The organism is Achromobacter spanius (assembly GCF_002966795.1).
GTDB classification, from domain to species: domain Bacteria; phylum Pseudomonadota; class Gammaproteobacteria; order Burkholderiales; family Burkholderiaceae_B; genus Achromobacter; species Achromobacter spanius_D.
This window is the reverse complement of sequence record NZ_CP023270.1, coordinates 3,940,231-3,960,894: the sequence shown is the minus strand read 5'-3', so window position 1 is coordinate 3,960,894 and position 20,664 is coordinate 3,940,231. Positions and strand designations below refer to the sequence as shown.

Here is a 20,664-nt window from a genome sequence, read left to right as displayed (position 1 = left end):
CGCCACTGCTTCATAAGAAAACGATCCCAGCGGGATGCCGCGGATCCGGACTCTGCCGGTCCGCAGGCATGCCCCTGGGGGAAGCGCGAAGCGCTCGGGGGGGACTTACTCAACAGCGGTGTCAACGAAACGGAAGCGGATGTCGCCTGGGACTTCCAGGTTCTTCACGCGCTTGTTCACGCCCACGATCGTGTTCAGGCTGTACAGCGGCAATTCCAGCGCCTGATCGGCCACGTACGCGGCGATCTCCTGCAGCATCCCTTCGCGCTTCTTCACGTCATAGACCGTGCGCTGCGCTTCCAGCATGGCGTTCAGCTTGGGATCGTTGTCGTACGGATTCCACTTCTGGCCCGAGTGATACATCAGGTACGCGGTGTTGTCGTAGTCGTACGTCCAGCCGCCCCACTGGTTTTGCCACATTTCGCCGGTCTTGCCGCCAGGGATGATGTCGTTGAGCAGCACACCGGTTTCATACGGCTTGATGGTGGCGCGCACGCCCACGCCCTGCAGGTAACCGGAAACGGCCTGTGCCACTTCGCGGAAGTTCGAATCGCTGCCGCGCACGTCGATCTGCACGGTCGCGCCGGGCTTCACACCAGCGGCGGCCAGCAGCTTCTTGGCTTCAGCGGGATTGAAGGGCAGGGGCTTTTGCTCGGGGTTGAAGCCGAACGACTGCGGGCCCTGGAAGCTGGCGATGGTCTTGGCCTGGCCCAGCAGCAGCTGCTTGACGATGGCATCGCGATCGACCGCCATGATCAGCGCGCGGCGCACGTCGCGGTGCTGCGTGATGCCGTTCTTGGTGTTGTAGCGCAGCGCGAAGGCCACCGGGCCGCCCGTGGAAATCACGTCGGCATTGCCGGACTTCTTCACCGTCTCGATCAGGCCCAGCGGGATCAGCGTGGCGATGTCGATGCGGCCGGCCTGCAGCTCGGCCACCTGCGTGCCGGGTTCGCCGATAAAGCGATACACGACCTTGTCCAGCTTGGGCTTGCCGCCCCAGTAGTCGTCGTTGCGTGCCAGCGTCACGTTGACCTTGGGCTGGTAGCTGTCGAACTTGAACGGGCCCGTGCCGACCGGGTGCGTGTTGAAGTTGTCTTCACCCTTTTCCGTGATGTACTTGGGCGGCACGATCATCGCGCCGTAGCCGGCCAGCTTCGTCAGCAGCACCGGATCCGGCTGCTTCAGGATGAAGTCCACCGTGTACTCGTCCACCACCTTGACCTCGCCGATCGAGTCGTAGTTCGACTTCTGCGGGCCCTTGGCGCCTTCCGCGCCCAGCAGGCGCTCGAAGGTGAACTTGACGGCTTCGGCGTTGAAGGGCTCGCCGTTGTGGAACTTGACGCCTTCACGCAGCTTGAAGCGCAGACGCTTGTTCTCGTCCAGGTACTCCCAGCTGGTGGCAAGGCCAGGCTGCAGCTTCAGGTCGGCGCCGCGCATGGTCAGGCCGTCGTACAGATTGCTGCCGACCGAGCCCCAGAAGGTCACGAACGTGTCGATCGGATCCCAGCTTCCCGGATCCTGGTTGATGGCCACGTTCAGCGTGCCGGCGGCGTGCGCCGTCGACACGGGCAGTGCGGCGGCGAGGGCCAGGGTCAGCGCGGTGGCGGTAAAGGTGGTGCGTAGGAATTGCATGGTCGCCTCCAGGGACGGGAAATCGGGTCGGACCGACGGATGAAAGTGGGTTCAGGCGGCGCGGGCGACCTGATGGCCGGGCGCGAATTCGATGAGGGGAACGATGGCGGGCTCGTCGCCGACCCGGCGCACCGGGCTGGGGATCTCGCCTTCGATCAGGGACGTGTCGATGTGGCGGCCAGGCTCGGCCACCGGCACAGCGGCAAGCAGTTTGCGCGTGTAGGCATGCTGCGGGGATTCGAAAATCTGGCGGCGCGTGCCCAGCTCGACGATCTGGCCCAGGTACAGCACCGCGACGCGGTGGCTGACCTTTTCCACCACCGCCATGTCGTGCGTGATGAACAGATACGACAGCCCGCGGTCCTTCTGCAGGTCCATCAGCAGGTTCAGGATCTGCGCCTGGATCGACACATCCAGCGCCGACACCGATTCGTCCGCGATGATCAATTTCGGATTGCTGGCCAGCGCGCGCGCGATGCACACCCGCTGGCGCTGGCCGCCCGAGAATTCGTGCGGATAGCGCTTGGCGTGCTCGGGCTTCAAACCCACCTGCTCCAGCAGCTCGCCCACGCGGCGCGCGATGGCGTCTTCGCCGGTCAGCAGACCGTGCGTGCGGATCGGTTCGGCGATGCTGAATGCCACGGTCTTGCGCGGGTCCAGCGACGCATACGGATCCTGGAAGATGTACTGGATCTCCTGGCGCAGGCGCTGCCGGCCGGCGCTGTCCATCGAAAAAATATCTTGCCCGTTGTAGCGCACCGCCCCGGAGGTCGGCGCCACGAGTTGCTGCAAGGTCTTGCCGATGGTGGACTTGCCGCTGCCCGATTCGCCCACCAGCGCCAGCGTCTCGCCGGGGTAGACGTCAAAGCTGACCTGCTCCACCGCATGCACGCGGTGCGTGACACGGCCAAACAGGTTGTGGCCCACGTCAAAGCGCGTGGTCAGCTTGTCCACGCGCAGCACGGCCTCATCGTAGGTGGCGGTGTTCTGTTCGCGGGTCTCGCCCACTTCGCGCAGCGTGTCGCCTTCCAGCACCGTCTGCGGCGTGCGCAGCGGCAGGTCGCGGCCGGTCAGGCTGCCCAGCCGCGGCACGGCGGCCAGCAGCGCGCGCGTGTAGGGATGCTTGGGCGCGTTGAAGATCTCTTCCACGGTGCCTTGCTCGACCTTCTTGCCGCGCAGCATGACGACTACGTCGTCGGCCATCTCGGCCACCACGCCCATGTCGTGGGTGATGAAGATCACGGCCGTGCCCAGGTCGCGCTGCAGCTCGCGGATGGTGTTCAGGATCTGCGCCTGGATGGTGACGTCCAGCGCCGTCGTCGGCTCGTCGGCAATCAACAGGCGCGGCTGGCACGACAGCGCCATCGCGATCATCACGCGCTGGCGCATGCCGCCCGACAACTGGTGCGGATAGCGGTCCAGCAGTTGTTCGGCGTCGGGCAGGCGGACTTTTTCCAGCAGCTTGCGCGCCGACTGGCGCGCCGCCGAGCGCGACAGCTGCTGGTGCAGCATGATGGCTTCGACGATCTGGTCGCCGATCGTGAACACCGGGTTCAGCGACGTCATCGGCTCCTGAAAGATCATTGCGATGTCGTTGCCGCGGATCGCACGCATCTGTTCGTCGGTGGCCTGCGTCAGATCCACTTCGCGATCGTCGCTGTCGCGGAACAGGATCTGGCCGGTCGAAATGCGTCCGCCGCTGTAGTCGGTCAATCGCATGATCGCCATCGACGTGACGGACTTGCCCGATCCGGATTCGCCCACGATCGCCAGCGTGCGGCCGGGCCGAACGTCGAAATCCAGGTTGTCGACGGCGCGAAAGCCGCCGGTGTCGGTATTGAAGTCGACCGAGACGCCGCGCACGGACAGCAGCGGGGCGGAAGAAGAAGCGGTGGTGCTAGACAACGTGGATTCTCACAGCGAGGTGGCGGCGCGGGCAGCCTGGTCGTACAGGCCCGAGAGGGCGCGCAGGGTGTTGGCCAGCTGATGGCTGGCGTCGTCCGCGGCGGGGGAGTCGATGAACGGCTTGACGAGGCACTGCTCGCGCACTTCGGCGTAGCGCTGGATCGCGGCCGCGCCGGCGTCGGTCGTGGTGTAGATCACTTCCTTGCCGGTCTTGGCGCTTTGGACGACACCCAGGCGCTCCAGCTTCTTGAGCGAATAGTTCACCAGGTGGGTGTCTTCGACATTCAGGGTGAAGCAGATGTCCGCCAGTTTCTTGCCCCGGCCCCGATGGAACACATGGTTGAGCACCAGGATGTCCAGCGACGTCAGTTCGGGCAGTCCCGCGCAGGCCATGCAACGCACCATCCAGCGATTGAACGCATGCGACGCGATGATCAGGCCGAACTCGACCTCGGACAGCTCAGGGGCAGACGAGGCGAGGTGGGAAGACGAAACGATGGCGTCCCGGACGGATACAGGCATGGGTGAGTCAGGCAAGGGGACGGATCGGCGACAAAACGTTGGCGAATTATTGACGATTTGTAGATATGACGGCATTCGGGATAACCCGGCCCGGCAGGGCGGTTTCTTATGATTTCTTAGGCGAGAACCCTCTTATCACGGCATCTGCGTCACGTCGCCGCGTCCGGCGCCTCGTTGAGCCGCCACCCCGCTGGCTGCCAAACCAATTCATGCGTGGGCGCTATCGCCTTTAACAATGCTTCATCATGCGACGCAACCACCAGCGCCCCGGCATACCCTCGCAGCGCTTCCTCTAGCGCCTCCACCGAATCGATATCCAGGTGATTCGTCGGCTCATCAAGCAGCAACAACTGGGCAGGCGACCGCCGCCACAATGCGCATGCCAGCGCAGCCTTCAGCCGTTCGCCGCCACTCAAATTCCCGGCGGGCGAATTGACCAGTTCAGGGCCCAACCCCAGCAACGCCAACCGGCTGCGCAGTTCGCCGTCCGGCAGTGCCGCGCCCAGCGCATGCAGCGTCTCCAGCAGGGATGTGTCTTCAGGGATGGCGCACGCTCGCTGATCCAGCATGGCGGTCGGCACGCGGACGTCGCATACGCCTTCATGCGGAGCCAACTCCCCCGCCAGCATCGACAGCAACGTACTCTTGCCGCAGCCGTTCGGCCCGCGAATGGCCAAGCGGAACGGGCCAGATAGTGTCAGCGTCAGCGCACACCTGTTCGCTGGAAAGGGCGGTTTGGCATTTTCCAGATGCAGAACGCGGCGACCCTGCGGCACCGCAGTTTCAGGCAGGGCCAGCGCGATGTCGAACGATTGATTGACCTGTGCAGCGGCCTGCCTTACAGCGTCGTCCAACGCGGCGACGGTATCCTGCCGCCGCACGTTCTCCCGGCCCGCATGGGCTTCGGCATTCGCCTTCTTCATGCCCAGCAGGATGGCTGCCTGGTTCGCATCCCGCGCCTTGCGGCCTTGGCGGGCGTTGCGCTGTTGCAGCGCGTCGTGCTGTTGGCGAAGCGCGCGCAGGGTGGCGGTGCGTTCAGTGCGAGCGTGTGCCAGGGACACTTCGTGCGCGGTGTTCAAACGGTCCCGATTGGCGCGGTGGGCGGTGTAGTTGCCAGCATGGGCAGTGAGCGTGCCGCGATCCAGTTCGACGATGCAGGACATGGCGTCGAGCAGCGTTCTGTCATGGCTGACAACGATCAAGCCGCCGCGCCAGGCGGCAATATGATTCATGAGCCAGCGGCGGGCGCCTGCGTCCAAATGATTGCTGGGTTCGTCCAGCAGCAGGGCGTCGGGGTTCTGCATCAGCGCGCCGGCGAGTGCAACACGCGTGAGTTCGCCGCCGCTGGCTATTGAGGCTGGATGTTCGGGCTGCCACGCGGGCAAGCCGGCGTCGGCGAGCATGCGAGTCCAATCGTCGCGAATGCGCCAATGGCCGTCGGCGAGATCGAAGTCTGATTGGCGAGTGCTGCCGGCTTCGACGTTGCACAAGGCCCGCAAAATCGGCGCAATGCCGGCGATGTCGGCCAACGTGGCCCCGGCGCTTTGCGGTTGTTCCTGCGGCACGTAGGCGATGCGGCCGTGGCGGACGATGCGGCCGGCTTGCGTGGTCAGGTCACCGTACGCCAGGCGCAGCAGGATGGACTTGCCGGCACCGTTGCGGCCGATGAGGCCATTGCGGGTGCTGCGGGCGAAGTCGTGGCTGACGTCGTTGAGCAGGGTGCGCCCATCCGGCAACGCATGGCTGACGTGACGCAGGCTGAGGAAAGGCGCCGAGGTTTGCGGCTGGGGATGCGCCGGTGCGGGCGCGCGGGAAGACTGGGCCATATGAAGCTCTCCGGAATCGATAAGACGCGTTGCGCGCAGCGCAAGCGGCGATCTGGGGGAGGGCTTAGAGGGTCATGGCCGGACGGGTCTCCGCGATAAGGGAATGAGGTGGGTTCGAGCAATGTGCCGCGGCAAAGTTCCTGGGCGCATCGTCATGCAGTGTATTTCAAAGCGAGGTCCTCGAAATTTTGCGTCGAAAACGCATCGCCATCAATACGCCGCGCATCCCATCAATCCTCCAGCATCCGCAGATCCGGCGGCCGGTTCTCGATGATCGCTTCCATGCTGAAAAAGCCCGTCACGGTGGACAGCTCAAAATCCGTGATCAGCTTCTGATAGAACCGGTCGTACCCAACCATGCCGCGGCAGACAACCTTGATCAGGTAGTCCCAGTCGCCGCCGATGCGATAGAACTCCGTGACCTCCGGCAGACGTTCGACGTGCTGCCGGAATCCATCGGCCCAGGCCTTGGCATGGTGACTGGTGCGGATCATGACGAAGACGGTGAGGTCCAGGCCCAGCGCGACCAGACTGACTTCGGCGCGAGTGCCGCGGATGATGCCGCAGGCGTTGAGTCGTTGAAGCCTGCGCCAGCAGGCGTTCTGCGACAAGCCGACCCTATCGGCAAGCTCGCGCTGCGACAACGCGCCGTCTTTTTGCAGGCAAGAGATGATACTCAGATCAAGCTTGTCGATTTTTTCCATGGATTCGATCATATGACCCGTTTTCATGAATTAATGGCAAAAAAACGGTGATGTTTCATCAAGGTATCCATCGTATGATATTTGCGTACTTTTCGGATCCTCCTCCCATGAATATGCCTTTCGCCGAGGCGCCCGTACGCGTCTCGGCTTCACCGTTGCAGCAGTTTCAAGACAGCCTGAAGACTTCCGATATCGCGGCGGCGCTTGCCGACGGGCTTATCGGCAAGGACGCCTGCATTGATGGGCCCTTCGGTTCCAAGCCTCTGGTCTACGCCGATTACGTGGCGTCGGGCAGGGCGCTGATGCAGGTGGAACGCTTTGTGCTTGAACAGGTGCTGCCGTATTACGCCAATTCGCACACCGAGGCGTCGTTCTGCGGCGGCTTCATTACGCGGCTGCGGCGCGAGGCGCGCGCTGCCATCGCGCGGTGCTGCGGCGCCGGCGAGGAACATGCAGTGATTTTCTCGGGGTCCGGCGCAACGGCGGGCATCAACCGCCTGGTGCATCTGTTCGGCGTGAACGCGGCGGTGGCTGCCGGCCGGAAGGTCCGGGTCATCATCGGGCCGTACGAGCACCACTCGAACATCCTGCCGTGGCGCGAATGCGGCGCTGACATCGTCGAACTGGAAGAAAGCCCGGAAGGCGGGCCGGATCTGGCGCAGTTGGCGCGGGCGCTGCAGGCGCCGGAAGACGCGCTGGTCGTCTGCGCGCTGTCGGCGGCGTCTAACGTGACGGGCATCGTGGCGGATGTCGCCGGCATTACGCGGCTCGTGAAGGCGGCCGGCGCGAAGATGCTGTGGGACTATGCGGGCGGCGCGCCGTATCTGCCCATCCGCATGTCGCCGGCGCCGGATGCGCAGATCGACGCCATCGTGTTTTCCCCGCACAAGTTCATCGGCGGTCCCGGGGCATCGGGCGTGCTGATCGTGCGCCGCGATGCGGTGCTCGACACGACGCCGACCTGGCCGGGCGGCGGCACGGTCAAATTCGTATCGCCTGTGGGCCATGATTACAGCGGCAGTCTGGAATCGCGCGAAGAGGCGGGCACGCCAAACGTGGTGGGCGACATCCGCGCCGCGCTGGTGGTGCTGGTGAAGGAAGCGTTGGGCGCGGCATTCATGCAGGAGCGCCATGCGCACTTCGTGCAGCGCGCGCTTGCGGCCTGGAAGGGTGCGGAGCGTCTGGAGCTGCTGGGGTCGCTAACGGCGAACCGCCTGCCGATCTTTTCGTTCCGGGTGCGAGACGGCAAGGGCGGATTTGTGCATCAGCAACTGGTGACGCGCATGCTGAGCGATCGCTTCGGCATACAGGCTCGCGGCGGATGCGCGTGCGCGGGGCCCTATGTGCACCGTCTGCTGGATATCGACGAGACGCAGTCGCTGCAGATGCGGCAGGCCATTCTGGACGGCCGCGAGATCGAGAAGCCCGGTTTTGTGCGTTTGAACTTCAGCGCGCTGCTGCCCGACGCGAAGGCGGATTTCATTCTGGAGTCGGTGCTTGCGCTGGCGGCCGATGCGCCGGCGTACGAGCATCTTTACGGATTTGACCCCAGCCGGGCGATATTCTTCCCGCGCGATGGGCAGAAGCAGGCGGCATAAGAACGACTGAGATTGCGGCCGCGTTAGCGGCTGCAATCGTAATATCCGTCTTGAACGCGGCCCCGTCAGTCCTTCATTTGCAGGCCGCAGGTCCGGATCCACGAGGCCTTCATGCCGGTAAGGTCGTCGGACGCGCCTGTCAAGGTGCGCGTGACCTGATCCGAAAACTGCACGCCATTGCGGCGGCACGCCTCGAAGTCGTCGCTCAAGGCAAAGCGCGCGTCCAGCAGGTCCAGCCGGCCCTGGCATAACTCCCGATTCAATTCCAGATTATTGGCGGCCTCGCGCGTGCGTTGGGCGTCCTGCGCCTGTTTGATGCGGACCAACTCGGCATCGACGCGCGCGACACAGCCGTCGTCGGCAAGTGCGGGCGCGCTGGCGCTCGCGGCGATGATGAGAAGAACGGCGAGGGACGGGCGGTGCAAGACGGCCATGCGGAAGAACCTTCGTGGAGCACGATGAATGGCTTGCATCATAACTGCTGCCTAAAGTTTCCCGTCCTGGCGGCCGTTAACACCGATACAGCGTTTATCGGCCATCAGGGGGCCAGCACCATGTTCAATATCATTTCCATTGTCCTGACGATCGTTGCGGTGATCGCCTGGGCCGTGTATCGCCAGCAGAAGCGCCACAAGGCGTTGTTGGCGAAGTTTCGCGACCACAATCAGCGGTTGGGCACGGCGTTTCCGGAAGACAGTGTCGACAGCGAGTTGATTCTGAGCGACAAGGACAAGAAGGTCGTCATCGCGTTCGACCCGCAAAGCCAGAAACTGTGCATGGTGGACGGTGCGAAGGACCCGGGCGAAGTCCTGGACTTTTCATACATCCGCAAATGGCAACTGAAATGGACCGAAAAGTCGGGGAGCGGAAACCTGTCGTTCCTGAACGTGCACTTCGACTTTTCCACCAACGACCTGAAACGCCCATTGATCCGCATTCCTGTCGCCGGCAAGGGTTATGGCGACACGTGGAATAGCCGGCTGGGGATTCTTCTGCAAGGCTGAAGCGCGATCGGCGGGTTCCATGCGACGCGTCCCGCGCATGGGGCCCTACCTACGGCGTAATACTCGGCGCGCTGCGCAATGCAACTGCGGCACAGGCATGAGTCACTGTGCAAAAAGCCAGTTTACCGCTGTCTAAAACTGTCCTACCGTCCCTGACAGATCAATGGCTTGGGAAGCCTTGTCTCGCGCTTCTTTTTAGACAGCCAACGGTCAACCCTTCTGTTTTATCAACGCTTTACGACGGAGATGAAAGAGAATGACCAATACGCTTATCAGTGTCGATCTGGAGCAATCCCCCTACGAAAACAAGCACATCCACAACCGCTGGCATCCGGATATTCCGATGGCGGTGTGGGTGAAGCCCGGGGACGATTTCATTCTGGAAACCTATGACTGGACGGGCGGCGCGATCAAGAATGACGACAGCGCCGACGACGTGCGGGACGTGGATTTGTCGACCGTGCATTTTCTGTCCGGGCCCGTGGGGGTGGAAGGCGCCGAGCCAGGTGATCTGCTGGTCGTCGATTTGCTGGATATCGGCGCCAAGCCGGACAGCCTGTGGGGCTTCAACGGATTTTTCAGCCGCAACAATGGCGGCGGTTTTCTGACCGATCATTTTCCGCACGCGCAGAAATCCATTTGGGATTTTCACGGCATGTTCACGTCGTCGCGGCACATTCCCGGCGTCAATTTCGCGGGCTTGATCCATCCGGGGCTGATCGGCTGCCTGCCGGACAGGAAACTGCTGGATGAATGGAACCGCCGCGAGCAGGCGCTGATCGATACGAATCCGGATCGCGTGCCGCCGCTGGCCAATCCGCCCGCGCCCAAGACCGCGCACATGGGGGCGTTGCAGGGCGCCGATCGCGACCGCGCGGCGGGCGAAGGGGCACGCACCGTTCCGCCGCGTGAGCATGGCGGCAATTGCGACATCAAGGATCTCTCGCGCGGGGCGCGGGTGTTCTTTCCGGTGTATGTGAAGGGCGGCGGGCTGTCGGTGGGCGATCTGCATTTTTCGCAGGGCGACGGCGAGATCACGTTTTGCGGCGCGATCGAAATGGCCGGCTGGGTACACATGCGCGTGTCGCTGATCAAGGGCGGCATGGACAAATACGCGATCCGCAACCCGATCTTCAAGCCCAGCCCGATCACGCCGGCCTATAAGGACTTTCTGATTTTCGAGGGAATTTCCGTCGACGAAGGGGGCAAGCAGCATTATCTGGACGTGAATGTGGCCTACCGGCAGGCGTGCCTGAACGCCATCGAATACCTGAAGAAGTTCGGCTATTCGGGCGCGCAGGCTTATTCGCTGCTGGGGTGCGCGCCAGTGCAAGGGCACATCAGCGGCGTGGTGGACATTCCCAATTCTTGCGCGACGCTCTGGTTGCCCACCGAGATCTTCGACTTCGACATCCAGCCGTCCGCAAGCGGGCCCGTCAAGCACATCAAGGGCGACGTCGACATGCCGCTGTCGCGCGATCTTTAGGAGACGACGATGCCGATGTATGACTATGCGTGCGCGGATTGCGGAGAATTTGCCGCATTGCGGCCGTTGGTGCAGTGGCGGGATCCAGCCGCTTGCCCGCAGTGCGGGGCGCAGTCGGGCCGCATCGTGGGCGGTGCGCCGGCGGTGTCGGCCCTGTCGTCGGCCATGAACCGGGCGCACGCGGCGAACGAGCGCAGCGCCAATGAGCCGCGCAGCACGCGCGCGGGGCACGGAATGAACTGCGGGTGCTGCGGCAGTGCGCGCTCGCGGGGCCGAACGCGCACGTCGGGCGATGGCGCAAAATCATTCGCGGGCGCAAGGCCCTGGATGATCAGCCACTAGCGCGATCGCTGCCGGCCGGGCCGCGGTTTGAAGACGCCCGGCCGCGCGGCGTTCCGGCGCCTACGCCTGCGCCGCCGCTTCCAGCGGCGCCACGGCGGCGCCCTGGATCTTGTGGCGCGCCAGCGCCTCGGCGACGAAGCCGGATTTCTTCATGGCCTCGACGTAGGCGGACAGGTACGCGCTGGCCTTGTCGCCTCGGCTTTTGGGCACGCCCATGGCCTGGCGGATCAGCATGAAGTGACCGTCCAACAGGCGCAGTCCGCCCAGGCGCTGCGCGTCGGCTTCAAGCTGTTGCTTGACGCCCGCGGCGACCTCCATGTTTTCCTGCACGAAGGTGTCGACGACGGCGGGCGAGGTGGGGGCGCGGAAAATCTCGGCCTGCTTGAGTTCTCGCGTCAGATACAGGTCATAGGCGCTGCCCTTGCCGACCACGACGCGCTGGCCGGGGCGGTCGACCTCGTCCTTGTTGACGATGGGCGAGGCCTGGCGCACCAGATAAGCGCCTTCGATGACGACATACGGCGCAGTGAAGGCGATTTGCTCGCCACGCAGTGGGTCGATCGCGAAAAAGCCTACGTCGGCCTGCTCGGCGGCGACGGCGTTGACGGATTCGCCGGCGGATTTGAAGACCACGAGTTCCAGCTTCACGTCGAGCCGGCGCGCGAGTTCAGTGGCCAGGTCCACCGACACGCCGCCGGGCTGGCCGGTGGCGGGATCGGTGTTGGCGAGGATGGGATTGCCCAGATTGATGGACGCGCGCAGCACGCCCGTCGGGGCGAAGGCAGACAGCATTTCGTGATCGGTCTTCATGGCTTCCTTGCTGGATGAGGCGCGCCGCCGGGCGCGGTCGATGCCAGAGGATAGTCCTAAAGCCGGCGGCGGCGCGACGGCTTATTGCACGCGGCGCAGCACGTAATGCGCCGCGAGCGGGCCGGTGGGGCGCGTGCCGTCGCGGTAGAGCATCGTTACCTGGTTCTCGCCGACGAAGTAACGCTGGCTATCGCCGGCGGCATCCAGCCGGATCGTGCTGCCGTCCGACTCCCAGCTGAAGGTGCCCGATACGATCTCGGGCTGCGGCTGGCGGTCCAGGTACTGCGTCAGTTTTTCGTAGCGGCCATCCTTCATCAGCGTCAGGCGAGCGCGGATGCCGGGGCAGTCGGCGCAGGGCAGGGTGCCTTCGTAGCTGCCGGGCCAATCCAGCGAATCGCGGGAGGTGTGGTGGTCCACCGGCACGGATCGGGCGGTGATGGGCTTTGACGGCGCGCATCCGGCGAGCAGCGCAAGACTCAGGGTGCAGGTCAGGGTGGTTTTCATCATCATGGCGAGCTCCTGTGAGACGGACTGGCTAATTGACGGGCAGACGGACAGATGGCCAGACGCGTCTTCACGATACGGACAGTAACTGGACCATGCTGAAACGGGATGTAAGACCAATGCGTGTCATAAACGTCCAACCGGCGGGGCTGGGCGTGCGCTAAGCTCGGCCTTCCTTGTGCGTGAGGCGGCATTGGTCGGCCGGCGCGACGACAGGACAATCAGGCAACAGGACAACCCGGCTACAGGACCCAAGGCATGAAAGGCGAACACCATTACCGCGTTACCGTCGAATGGACCGGCAATACCGGCGCCGGCACGGCCGGCTACGCCGCCTATTCCCGTGATCATGTCATTCAGGCCTCGGGCAAGCCCGACGTGCCGGGATCGTCGGACCCCGCGTTCCGTGGCGATGCCGCCCGCTGGAATCCCGAAGACATGCTGGTGGCCTCGCTATCGGCCTGCCACAAGCTCTGGTATCTGCACCTGTGCGCGGTCGAAGGCGTGACCGTGCAGGCTTACCGGGATGAGGCCGAAGGCGTCATGATTGAAGACCGCGAACGCGGCGGCGCGTTTGCATCGGTGACGCTGCGGCCCCACGTCATCATTGGTGCGGGCGACGACGCCGTGCTGGCGCAACAGCTGCACGAACGGGCGCACCATTTCTGCTTCATTGCCAATTCGGTGAATTTTCCGGTACGGTGCGAGCCGCGCATTGCGATTCAATCAACGCCCTGACGCCATTCCATGACATCCGCCCTGATCGTGATCGACGTGCAACGCGCGTTGTTCGAAACCTCGCCGCCGCCGTTCGAGGCCGCGCAAGTGCTGGCCCGCATCAACGCGCTGGCCGAGCGCGCCCGTGCGGCGGGTGCGCCGGTCATTTATGTCCAGCACGAAAGTCCCGGGTCCGGCCTGGCGCACGGCGAGCCGGGTTGGGATCTGGATACGCGGCTTGGACCGGCCGCGATCGACAGCCGGGTTCGCAAGACGACGCCGGACTCGTTTCTCCGCACCGATTTGGCGCAGGTGCTGGCGGACCGGGCCGTCACGCATCTCGTGGTGTGCGGATACGCCACCGAGTTCTGCGTGGACACGACCGTGCGGCGCGCGGCGGGGCTGGGCCTGGCGGTCACGCTGGCGGCCGATGCGCACACCACGCACGACAAGCCGCATGCGGACGGCGGGCAGATCCGGGCGCACCACAACGCCACGCTGCCGGCCATTTCCAGCTTTGGCGTGAAGATCGCGGCCGTGCCTTCAGCCGAGCTGTTTGGGGGTGGCGCGCGGTGATGAATGTGATGGATCCCGAACTGCTGTCCCTGCTGGTGACGCGCGACATGCCCTTCGGCAAGTACAAGGGCCGGCTGATCGCCGACCTGCCCGGGCCGTATCTGGCGTGGTTCGCGCGCAAGGGCTTTCCGCCCGGAGAGCTGGGGCGCTTGCTGGCGTTGATGCACGAGCTGGACCACAACGGGTTGTCGTCGCTGCTTGATCCTCTGCGCAAGACCCGGGGCGCGACCCGGCCCGCGACCTAAGGCGCGCCGCGGAAACCGCAGGAAACAACTCGTGGGCATGATGTAGCGTCTTGGCACGATGCCGACCAACCACCGGAGATACGATTAGGCGGTGCGCCCGGCCCTCGGCCCGGGCGCTGACTCATCGAACAGAGGTCGCCATGAACAAAAAACACGTATCCGCTTTCCTGTTTGCCGCCCTGTGCGCAGCGGGCGCTGCCCAGGCCCAGAACGTTGCGCCCGGCGCCACGCAGGAGATGCAGTTTCCCTCGGCGCAGGGCAGCTTGTCGCCACCCTCGACGCTGCGCATGACGGTGACGCCCGAAGCCCCGCCGCCCGCCGCGATCCGAGACACGCCCCAAAGCCAGGCAGAATTCCAGCGCTGCCGTACCGTGTCGGACCGCGCAGCCACGTCGAATGCGCAGATGCAGGCCGGGGTGGAGCAATGTCTGCGCGAACTGGAGCAGCGGCGCCAGCAGCAATAGACGCCGGAATTTGGGGCCGGAGCCAGAGCGGGTACACTTGTGCGCCGTTTTGCTCTAAGCGCCCGAATTCCCATGATTTCCACCGCCTGCGGCGTCGACTTCGGCACCTCCAATTCCACCGTCGGCTGGAGCCGTCCCGACCAACATGCGCTCCTGGCGCTCGAGGACGGCAAGACCACCTTGCCGTCGGCCATCTTCTTTCACGATGAAGACGCCGAGGTCAGCTATGGCCGCGCGGCGATCTCCGACTATCTGGCCGGTTACGACGGGCGCCTGATGCGCTCGATGAAAAGCCTCTTGGGCAGCTCGCTCATCGACGGCTCGACGGAAGTGCAGGGCCGGTCCATCCCATTTCGCGTGCTGCTGACGCGCTTTATCGCCGAATTGAAGGCGCGCGCCGAGACGGCCGCCGGGCGCGGCTTTACCCGCGCCGTGCTGGGCCGTCCCGTGTTTTTCGTGGACGACCATCCCGCGTCTGACCAGACGGCGCAGGACACGCTGGAAGAGATCGCGCGCAGCGTGGGGTTTACCGACATCGAGTTCCAGTTCGAGCCGATGGCCGCCGCTTTTCACTACGAGTCGCAGATCAGCCGCGAGGAACTGGTGCTGGTGATCGACATCGGCGGGGGGACATCGGACTTTTCGCTGATCCGGCTGGGTCCGGACCGCGCGGCCAAACCGGACCGCCGCGACGACATCCTGGCTTATGGCGGCGTGCACATCGGCGGCGTGGATTTCGACAAGCAATTGAGCCTGGCGCACGTGATGCCGCTGCTGGGACTGGGCAGCCAATTGCGCAGCGGCAAGGATGTGCCGTCGACGCAGTACGGCAACCTGGCCTGCTGGCACACCATCAACCAGGCCTACACGCGCAAGGCGGCCGAGCATTTCGCCTACATCCGCGCCGAGGCCGGTGATCGTCAGAAGATCGACCTGCTGCTGAACCTGGTGAAGGAGCGCGCGGGCCACTGGGTGGCGGTGCAGGTGGAAGAAGCCAAGATCGCGCTGTCCGAGGCGCCCGCCGCGCGTATCGACCTGTCGCGCGTCGCGCCGGACCTGGGCGTCGAAGTGACGCGCCCGTCATTCGACGCGAGCGTGGAGCGCTTGATCGACAAGGTCGAGACCACCGTTGGCCAATTGCTCCGAGACGCCGGCGTGTCGACGGCGGACGTGGACACCGTGTTTTTCACGGGCGGCTCCAGCCGCGTGCCGCGCCTGCGCGAAAGCGTGTCCCGGCTGGTCCCCGAGGCGCGCAGCGTGGAAGGCGACCTGTTCGGCAGCATCGGCGCGGGTCTTGCGCTGGACGCCGCCCGCAAGTTCGGCTGACCGGCCGCCGGCGGGGCGATGGTAAGCTGCCAGGCGTGCCGGCAACGGCCCGCCGCCCCTCCCAGTCCCTGATCCAGACGTCCTCATGACCCGACCCGCCGATACCCATCTCGTCGAAACACTGCTCGAAAGCGAGGCGCCGTACGACGGCAGCTTCCTGAAGATTCGCCGCGACACCGTCAGCCTGCCCAATGGCCACACGGGCATCCGCGAATACGTGGTGCACCCGGGCGCGGTGGTGGTGATTCCGCTGCTCGACGACGGCACCGTCTTGCTCGAACGCCAGTTCCGCTATCCCATCGGCCGCGTGATGACGGAGTTTCCGGCAGGCAAGCTGGATCCGGGCGAGGACCCGCTGGTGTGCGCCAAGCGCGAATTGCTGGAGGAAACGGGCTATACCGCCGGCCAGTGGGCCCACGCGGGCGCCTTACACCTGGCCATCGCCTATTCCACGGAAATCATTCACATCTTCTTTGCGCGCGGCCTGCGGGCCGGCGAGCGCCAGCTCGATCAGGACGAATTCCTGGACGTCATCACCAAGCGCCCTGATGAGGTGCTTGCGGCTTGCAGCCAGGGCGAGGTTACCGACGCCAAGACGCTGACCTGCGTGCTGTGGATGCAGAACGTGCTGTCCGGCGCCTGGAAGCTGGACTGGCAGGACAACGTCGCCTGAGGGCGTGCCTGACGCCGATGTGCTCGCACCCGGTTCTTGTCCAGCCCTCGGGCCTGCGCTTTGACGCGCCGGCAGGCACGTCCGTGCTGCTGGCGGCGCAGGCGGCGGGCATCAAGCTGCCCAGTTCGTGCCGCAACGGCACCTGCCGCGCCTGCATGTGCCTGATGCTCGAGGGATCGGTCGTGTACGGCATCGAATGGCCCGGCCTGTCGCGCGACGAAAAGGAAGAGGGTTGGATCCTGCCTTGCGTGGCGCAGGCGACGTCGGCGCTGGAAATCCAGGCGCCCGGCGCCACGTTGATCGAGACGCCGCCGGCCGCCGTTCGCCGGCTTACCGGCGCCAGGCGCTGACCGCAGCGACAGGCAGCAGGGCGGCGGCCATCCCCGCCACCATTCCCAGCACTATCCCCAAAAAGGGCGCGGCACCCAGCGCCTGCGCCGTCTGGACACCCAGGCGCGCGCCCAGCACCATTCCGATCGCCATGAGGACCAGGCAGAGCCCGCGGCTTGCCAGCGGCGTGTTGCCGCCTGGCAGCCGGGTCCAGGGCAGCAGCGCCGCCAACGCCATCGCGGCAGAGCTGGCTGGCATCAACACCACGTGCCGCCACGCCAGTTGCGCCAGCGTTCCCGGCGCGCCGCATTCGCTGGCCAGCAGCGCGGCGGGCGTGCGCCACGTGTCCACCAGCAGTCCGGCGCCCATGGCCGCCAAGCAGACCAGCCACAGGCCCGCCATGCCTGCCATGGACGGCGGCTTAGCCGTGGCCGTGGCAGGCTTGGCGCGGGGCGTCGCCGTATCGGTCATGGTGGCGCACCCAGTCGCGTACGTCGAAATACGGGCCGTTTTCGTTGCGGCCCAGCGGCGCGATGTCCAGGTAGTTGTAGGCCCCCGCCAAGCGCTCCACGCCGCGTTCGAAGGCCGAGTAGGTGTGGAAGATTTCCCCATCGGGATCACGGAAGAAGGCGCTTGCCCCCGGCCGTTCCTCGACCGCGCCATCCGCCTGCGGCACGGACGCTTCGAAATCGAAGTTGAAGTCGCCACCCGCTGACGAGTACCAGTCAAACTGCCAGCCCATGCGGGCCTGGAAGGCGGCCAGTTGGGCATACGGCGCGCGCGAGACGGCCACGACCGTCACGTCGTGGTGCCGCAGGTGCATGAGCGCGCTGTCCAGGTGGTCGGCCAGGAGCGAGCAGCCCACGCATCCGTCCTCCCAGTCGGGACTGAACATGAAGTGATAGACGATGAGCTGGCGCCTGCCGTGGAACAGGGCATCCAGGCCTTGCATGCCGTGCGCGCCTTCAAAGGTGTAGGCCTTGTCCACCCGGACCCACGGGAGCGCCATGCGTTCGCGTGCCAGCGCGTCTGAGGCGTGAGTCAATTCCTTCTCGCGCCGCAGCAGCGCCTCGCGCGCAATGGTCCATTCGGGACGGGATACGACGGGATGATCGGTTTGCATCGTGCGTCTCCTTTGCGTGCCGGGCCCTTGGACCCGGCTTCAAGTAAGGATCCGGGTGACAGAACCCGGGTACAGCTCGGAAAGGCGGCAGGTTCAGGCCTTGCCGGCCAGATGATCCGCCAGCCGGTCCATGGCGCCGGACCAGCCATCCTCGTGGCTGTCGCGGGTGGCCTCGTCCACGAACGGCGTCTGCAGGAAGGCAAGCTCGGTGCCTCCGTCCGCCGAGGTGAAATCCAACGTGATCAGTGAGGTTTCCTGCGGCGTGTCGCGCCACGCCCAGGTGAACACCAGCCGGCGATGAAGCGCGACTTCCTGGTAGCGGCCGCTGGCGTGGTGCTCCCCGCCGTCTGCGGTGATGAAGCCGACCTGATAGGCGCCGCCGACGCGCACATCGGTCTCGGCCAGCAGCACGCGCTGCGTGCCCGCCGGGCCGAACCAGCGCATCAGCGCTTGCGGGTCGGTCCAGGCTCGCCAGACGCGTTCGACGGGGGCGTCAAAGCGCCGCTGGAGCCGCAGCTCGAGGGGGGAGATTCGATTTTCCATGGAAGGATTTCCTCTTCGTGATAGAGATATCGCGCCAGCGAATCCAGCTGCCCGGTCCAGAACCGTTCGTAGCGCGCCAGCCAGCCGGCGGCGGCGCGCATGGGTTCGGGAGACAGCGTGCAGCTCACCACCCGCCCGTCCTTGGCGCGTGCGATAAGGCCGGCGTCTTCCAGCACCCGCAGATGCTTCATGAAGGCGGGCAGGGACATGGCGTGAGGCCGCGCCAGCGTGCTGACCGAGGCCGAGCCCTGTTCCAGGTCCGCCAGGACCCGGCGGCGCGTGCCATCCGCCAGCGCGGAGAAGATGGCATCGAGAGCGTCATCATTTAACTTAACCATAAGGTTAAGTTTTAGGCCTGCCGCTAAAGCGTGTCAAGCCAGATAGCCTGGGAATTTCCCTAGGAATTGAGGTGCTTACTTGCCGCGCGGCTTGATGATGTCGCAGGCTGCGGCCGTGCTGCTGGCCCGGGCGTCGCTGCCCAGCAGCGCCCGCACGCCGCAGATCGACCCGAACATGCGCTTGCCGTCGTGGCCGACGCCGCCGACCTCGAAGGCGGTGTGACGCAGGGGGACGGGCTTGGCGCCGCGGGCGGCCAGCACGTATTCGTACTGGACATAGCCCGTGCCGCGCGCCAGCCGCGTGGCGCCCTGGGCTTCGGCGCCGCAGGCCTTGTCCAGCAGCCGGTGCTCGGGGTTGTTGTCCGCGCCGCCCAGCAGGTAGACCACATCGCGCGACGCGTAGCGCACGAAGAGGCGGGAATCGTCGGATTCGCGGGCGTAGGCGGGCAGCTTGTCGGTGCCGTACTTGTACTGGTTGTACGTGGGGCAGATGCCGCGTTCGTACGGCGCGTAGCCCTTGCCGTCGGCGCGGGGGCGCTCGTTGGTCAGGTACAGATAGGAAGACGGGTTGGCGACGACGTAGCGTATGGCCAGGCCGTCGCGGCGCAACACCCCGTCCACGTTGTTCAGCACCGCATATCGGTGCACCAGTTGCGCGCCGGCCGAATGACCGGCGAGCACGAGACCGGTAAGGGCTGGCAGGCGCTTACGGTCGTCCAGGCTGCGCAGCAGGTCGTCCAGGACCTGGAACGAGGTGACGGGGGCGGGCCGGCCGGTGGCCTGGACGCTTTCCTGGCCGTCTTCCCAGCTGGCCTTGCGCCAGGCCGCCATGCCCGCGAAGCCCGAGTCGATCGAGCCGGAAAACCGCGGGGCAAGAACCAGCGTGTCGCTCGCGCGCGCCGGATCGGCGGCCACCAGCGCGGCGGCGGTTTCGTAGTAGTTGTCGGCGTCGCGCTTGACGCCGTGGATGACGATGAGCACCTGCTTGATGCCGCGCAGGTCGTCCTTGGCCAGATCCCGGTTGGCGTAGACCGGCATCTTGTACCGGTGACCGGGGCGGCCCAGTTCAACGGCCTGCCAGCGTAGCGGCGCCGCGCGCTTGGGCGCGGGCGTGGCTTCGTCGTAATCGTAGGGGTCTGGCAGCGGCGTTTGCGCGCGCACGGCGCCGCACGCCAACATGGCGAAGACGGCCAGCGACGCGGCCAGCGCAGTGCGGGCCAGGGAAGTGGCAGGCGCGCGGCGCATGGCGCGGCGACCGCTCAGCAGCTTTCGTGTCCCAGCAGTTGCTTGAGCGCGGGCAGGTCCAGGATGCGGACTTCGCGCTGATTGATCTTGATGAGGCCGTCGCGGGCAAAACGCGAGAACAGACGGCTGACCGTTTCCAGCGTCAGACCCAGGTAGTTGCCGATTTCTTCGCGGCTCATGCGCAGCACGAACTCGGTGGACGAATAGCCCAGCGAGGCATAGCGCTGCGACAGGTTCAAGAGGAACGCGGCCAGGCGCTGTTCCGACCGCATGGAGCCCAGCGAGGCCAGCATCTGGTGCGAACGGGTGATCTCGCGGCTCATGAGGCGGCGGAACTGCTGTTGCAGCGACGGCAGGTGCGACGCGACGCGATCGACTTCGTTCAGGCGGATGACGCAGACCTCGGAGTCTTCGAGCGCCACGGCGGCCGACACGTGCTTGCCGTCCAGCATGCCGTCCATGCCGACGATTTCGCCGGGCAGATGGAAGCCGGTGATCTGGATCTGGCCGGTGGCGTCTTCAAGCTGCGTCTTCAAGCTGCCGAAGCGCACGCCATAGACGGCGTCGAGCGGATGATCCAGCGAATAGAGCGTCTTGCCTTTTTCGACGCGGACGCGTTCTTTGACCAGTTCGTCCAGCTTTTCGACTTCGGCGGCTGCCATGCCCACGGGAACGCAGACGTGACCCAGCATGCACGTGGAACAGTGGGCGGCATCAGGGGCAATGGGGACCCGTTTTTGCATACGATGAC

The 20,664-nt window shown here is 65.3% G+C and carries 25 protein-coding genes; 11 read left to right on the top strand and 14 right to left on the bottom strand.

Annotation, left to right across the window (positions count from 1 at the left end):
* Positions 1–105: 105 nt before the first annotated feature.
* The 5 genes from CLM73_RS17805 to CLM73_RS17785 all read right to left on the bottom strand — a co-directional run bounded on the left by CLM73_RS17805 (position 106) and on the right by CLM73_RS17785 (position 6,589).
* The gene (locus CLM73_RS17805) at positions 106–1,632 is read right to left on the bottom strand and encodes an ABC transporter substrate-binding protein (protein WP_105239558.1); all 1,527 of its coding nucleotides are present in this window, start codon (positions 1,630–1,632) and stop codon (positions 106–108) included.
* A gap of 51 nt (positions 1,633–1,683) precedes the next feature.
* Positions 1,684–3,537, bottom strand: coding sequence for a dipeptide ABC transporter ATP-binding protein (locus CLM73_RS17800; protein WP_105239557.1), 1,854 nt, complete (start codon positions 3,535–3,537; stop codon positions 1,684–1,686).
* A gap of 9 nt (positions 3,538–3,546) precedes the next feature.
* A complete protein-coding gene (locus CLM73_RS17795) occupies positions 3,547–4,059 on the bottom strand; it encodes a winged helix DNA-binding protein (RefSeq protein WP_054415947.1) in 513 nt (170 codons plus the stop codon).
* A 149-nt stretch (positions 4,060–4,208) separates the two neighbouring features.
* Positions 4,209–5,885: an ABC-F family ATP-binding cassette domain-containing protein gene (locus tag CLM73_RS17790; protein WP_105239556.1), complete on the bottom strand. Its 1,677-nt coding sequence runs from the start codon at positions 5,883–5,885 to the stop codon at positions 4,209–4,211.
* 230 nt (positions 5,886–6,115) lie between these two features.
* Entirely contained in the window at positions 6,116–6,589 is a 474-nt protein-coding gene (locus tag CLM73_RS17785; RefSeq protein ID WP_234015665.1) for an Lrp/AsnC family transcriptional regulator, read from the bottom strand.
* Between the two features lie 107 nt (positions 6,590–6,696).
* Between CLM73_RS17785 and CLM73_RS17780 the strand changes: the two genes are divergently transcribed.
* Positions 6,697–8,187, top strand: coding sequence for an aminotransferase class V-fold PLP-dependent enzyme (locus tag CLM73_RS17780; RefSeq protein WP_105239555.1), 1,491 nt, complete (start codon positions 6,697–6,699; stop codon positions 8,185–8,187).
* 65 nt (positions 8,188–8,252) lie between these two features.
* On the opposite strand, the gene CLM73_RS17775 is transcribed toward CLM73_RS17780, so the two are convergent.
* Positions 8,253–8,621 carry a hypothetical protein gene (locus CLM73_RS17775; protein WP_105239554.1) on the bottom strand — a complete coding sequence of 123 codons (369 nt, stop codon included), beginning with the start codon at positions 8,619–8,621 and terminating at the stop codon, positions 8,253–8,255.
* 24 nt (positions 8,622–8,645) lie between these two features.
* Here CLM73_RS17775 and CLM73_RS17770 point away from each other — a divergent pair, with 24 nt between their 5' ends.
* From CLM73_RS17770 to CLM73_RS17760, 3 genes are all read left to right on the top strand, one after another.
* The gene (locus tag CLM73_RS17770; RefSeq protein WP_234015664.1) at positions 8,646–9,191 is read left to right on the top strand and encodes a hypothetical protein; all 546 of its coding nucleotides are present in this window, start codon (positions 8,646–8,648) and stop codon (positions 9,189–9,191) included.
* 256 nt (positions 9,192–9,447) lie between these two features.
* A complete protein-coding gene (gene fmdA / locus CLM73_RS17765; RefSeq protein WP_105239553.1) occupies positions 9,448–10,677 on the top strand; it encodes a formamidase in 1,230 nt (409 codons plus the stop codon).
* Positions 10,678–10,686: 9 nt separating this feature from the next.
* Positions 10,687–11,019 (top strand): FmdB family zinc ribbon protein, encoded by a 333-nt coding sequence (locus CLM73_RS17760; protein ID WP_105239552.1) that lies wholly within the window; start codon positions 10,687–10,689, stop codon positions 11,017–11,019.
* 60 nt (positions 11,020–11,079) lie between these two features.
* Here the strand turns inward: CLM73_RS17760 and CLM73_RS17755 are convergent, their stop codons facing one another.
* Both CLM73_RS17755 and CLM73_RS17750 read right to left on the bottom strand, forming a co-directional pair.
* A complete protein-coding gene (locus tag CLM73_RS17755) occupies positions 11,080–11,829 on the bottom strand; it encodes an ABC transporter substrate-binding protein (protein ID WP_105239551.1) in 750 nt (249 codons plus the stop codon).
* 81 nt (positions 11,830–11,910) lie between these two features.
* Entirely contained in the window at positions 11,911–12,336 is a 426-nt protein-coding gene (locus CLM73_RS17750; protein ID WP_056566734.1) for a copper resistance protein NlpE, read from the bottom strand.
* Between the two features lie 255 nt (positions 12,337–12,591).
* On the opposite strand from CLM73_RS17750, the gene CLM73_RS17745 reads away from it, so the two are divergent.
* From CLM73_RS17745 to CLM73_RS17715, 7 genes are all read left to right on the top strand, one after another.
* On the top strand, positions 12,592–13,071 hold the full coding sequence (locus CLM73_RS17745) for an OsmC family protein (RefSeq protein ID WP_105239550.1): 480 nt from the start codon (positions 12,592–12,594) through the stop codon (positions 13,069–13,071).
* A 9-nt stretch (positions 13,072–13,080) separates the two neighbouring features.
* On the top strand, positions 13,081–13,626 hold the full coding sequence (locus CLM73_RS17740) for a cysteine hydrolase family protein (RefSeq protein ID WP_105239549.1): 546 nt from the start codon (positions 13,081–13,083) through the stop codon (positions 13,624–13,626).
* A gap of 8 nt (positions 13,627–13,634) precedes the next feature.
* The gene (locus tag CLM73_RS17735; RefSeq protein ID WP_105241591.1) at positions 13,635–13,871 is read left to right on the top strand and encodes a DUF3820 family protein; all 237 of its coding nucleotides are present in this window, start codon (positions 13,635–13,637) and stop codon (positions 13,869–13,871) included.
* 140 nt (positions 13,872–14,011) lie between these two features.
* Positions 14,012–14,335, top strand: coding sequence for a hypothetical protein (locus tag CLM73_RS17730; RefSeq protein WP_105239548.1), 324 nt, complete (start codon positions 14,012–14,014; stop codon positions 14,333–14,335).
* Positions 14,336–14,407: 72 nt separating this feature from the next.
* Positions 14,408–15,661, top strand: coding sequence for an Hsp70 family protein (locus CLM73_RS17725; RefSeq protein WP_105239547.1), 1,254 nt, complete (start codon positions 14,408–14,410; stop codon positions 15,659–15,661).
* An 85-nt stretch (positions 15,662–15,746) separates the two neighbouring features.
* Positions 15,747–16,334 (top strand): NUDIX domain-containing protein, encoded by a 588-nt coding sequence (locus tag CLM73_RS17720; protein WP_105239546.1) that lies wholly within the window; start codon positions 15,747–15,749, stop codon positions 16,332–16,334.
* A 17-nt stretch (positions 16,335–16,351) separates the two neighbouring features.
* Positions 16,352–16,684, top strand: a complete 333-nt coding sequence (locus CLM73_RS17715; protein WP_105239545.1) for a 2Fe-2S iron-sulfur cluster-binding protein — start codon at positions 16,352–16,354, stop codon at positions 16,682–16,684.
* Here CLM73_RS17715 and CLM73_RS17710 read toward each other — a convergent pair.
* The 6 genes from CLM73_RS17710 to fnr all read right to left on the bottom strand — a co-directional run bounded on the left by CLM73_RS17710 (position 16,665) and on the right by fnr (position 20,656).
* Entirely contained in the window at positions 16,665–17,135 is a 471-nt protein-coding gene (locus CLM73_RS17710) for a hypothetical protein (RefSeq protein ID WP_234015663.1), read from the bottom strand. The genes CLM73_RS17715 and CLM73_RS17710 overlap by 20 nt on opposite strands.
* A complete protein-coding gene (locus tag CLM73_RS17705; RefSeq protein ID WP_105239544.1) occupies positions 17,086–17,787 on the bottom strand; it encodes a DUF899 domain-containing protein in 702 nt (233 codons plus the stop codon). Before CLM73_RS17705 ends, CLM73_RS17710 begins: the two co-directional genes overlap by 50 nt.
* A 93-nt stretch (positions 17,788–17,880) precedes the next feature.
* Positions 17,881–18,330, bottom strand: a complete 450-nt coding sequence (locus CLM73_RS17700; RefSeq protein ID WP_082578851.1) for an SRPBCC family protein — start codon at positions 18,328–18,330, stop codon at positions 17,881–17,883.
* On the bottom strand, positions 18,231–18,668 hold the full coding sequence (locus tag CLM73_RS17695) for an ArsR/SmtB family transcription factor (RefSeq protein WP_105239543.1): 438 nt from the start codon (positions 18,666–18,668) through the stop codon (positions 18,231–18,233). The genes CLM73_RS17700 and CLM73_RS17695 overlap by 100 nt, the downstream gene beginning before the upstream one ends.
* Positions 18,669–18,743: 75 nt before the next feature.
* Positions 18,744–19,913 carry a hypothetical protein gene (locus CLM73_RS17690; RefSeq protein ID WP_105239542.1) on the bottom strand — a complete coding sequence of 390 codons (1,170 nt, stop codon included), beginning with the start codon at positions 19,911–19,913 and terminating at the stop codon, positions 18,744–18,746.
* 14 nt (positions 19,914–19,927) lie between these two features.
* Complete coding sequence (fnr, locus tag CLM73_RS17685) at positions 19,928–20,656, bottom strand: fumarate/nitrate reduction transcriptional regulator Fnr (protein ID WP_056324138.1); 729 nt, start codon at positions 20,654–20,656, stop codon at positions 19,928–19,930.
* Positions 20,657–20,664: the final 8 nt, after the last annotated feature.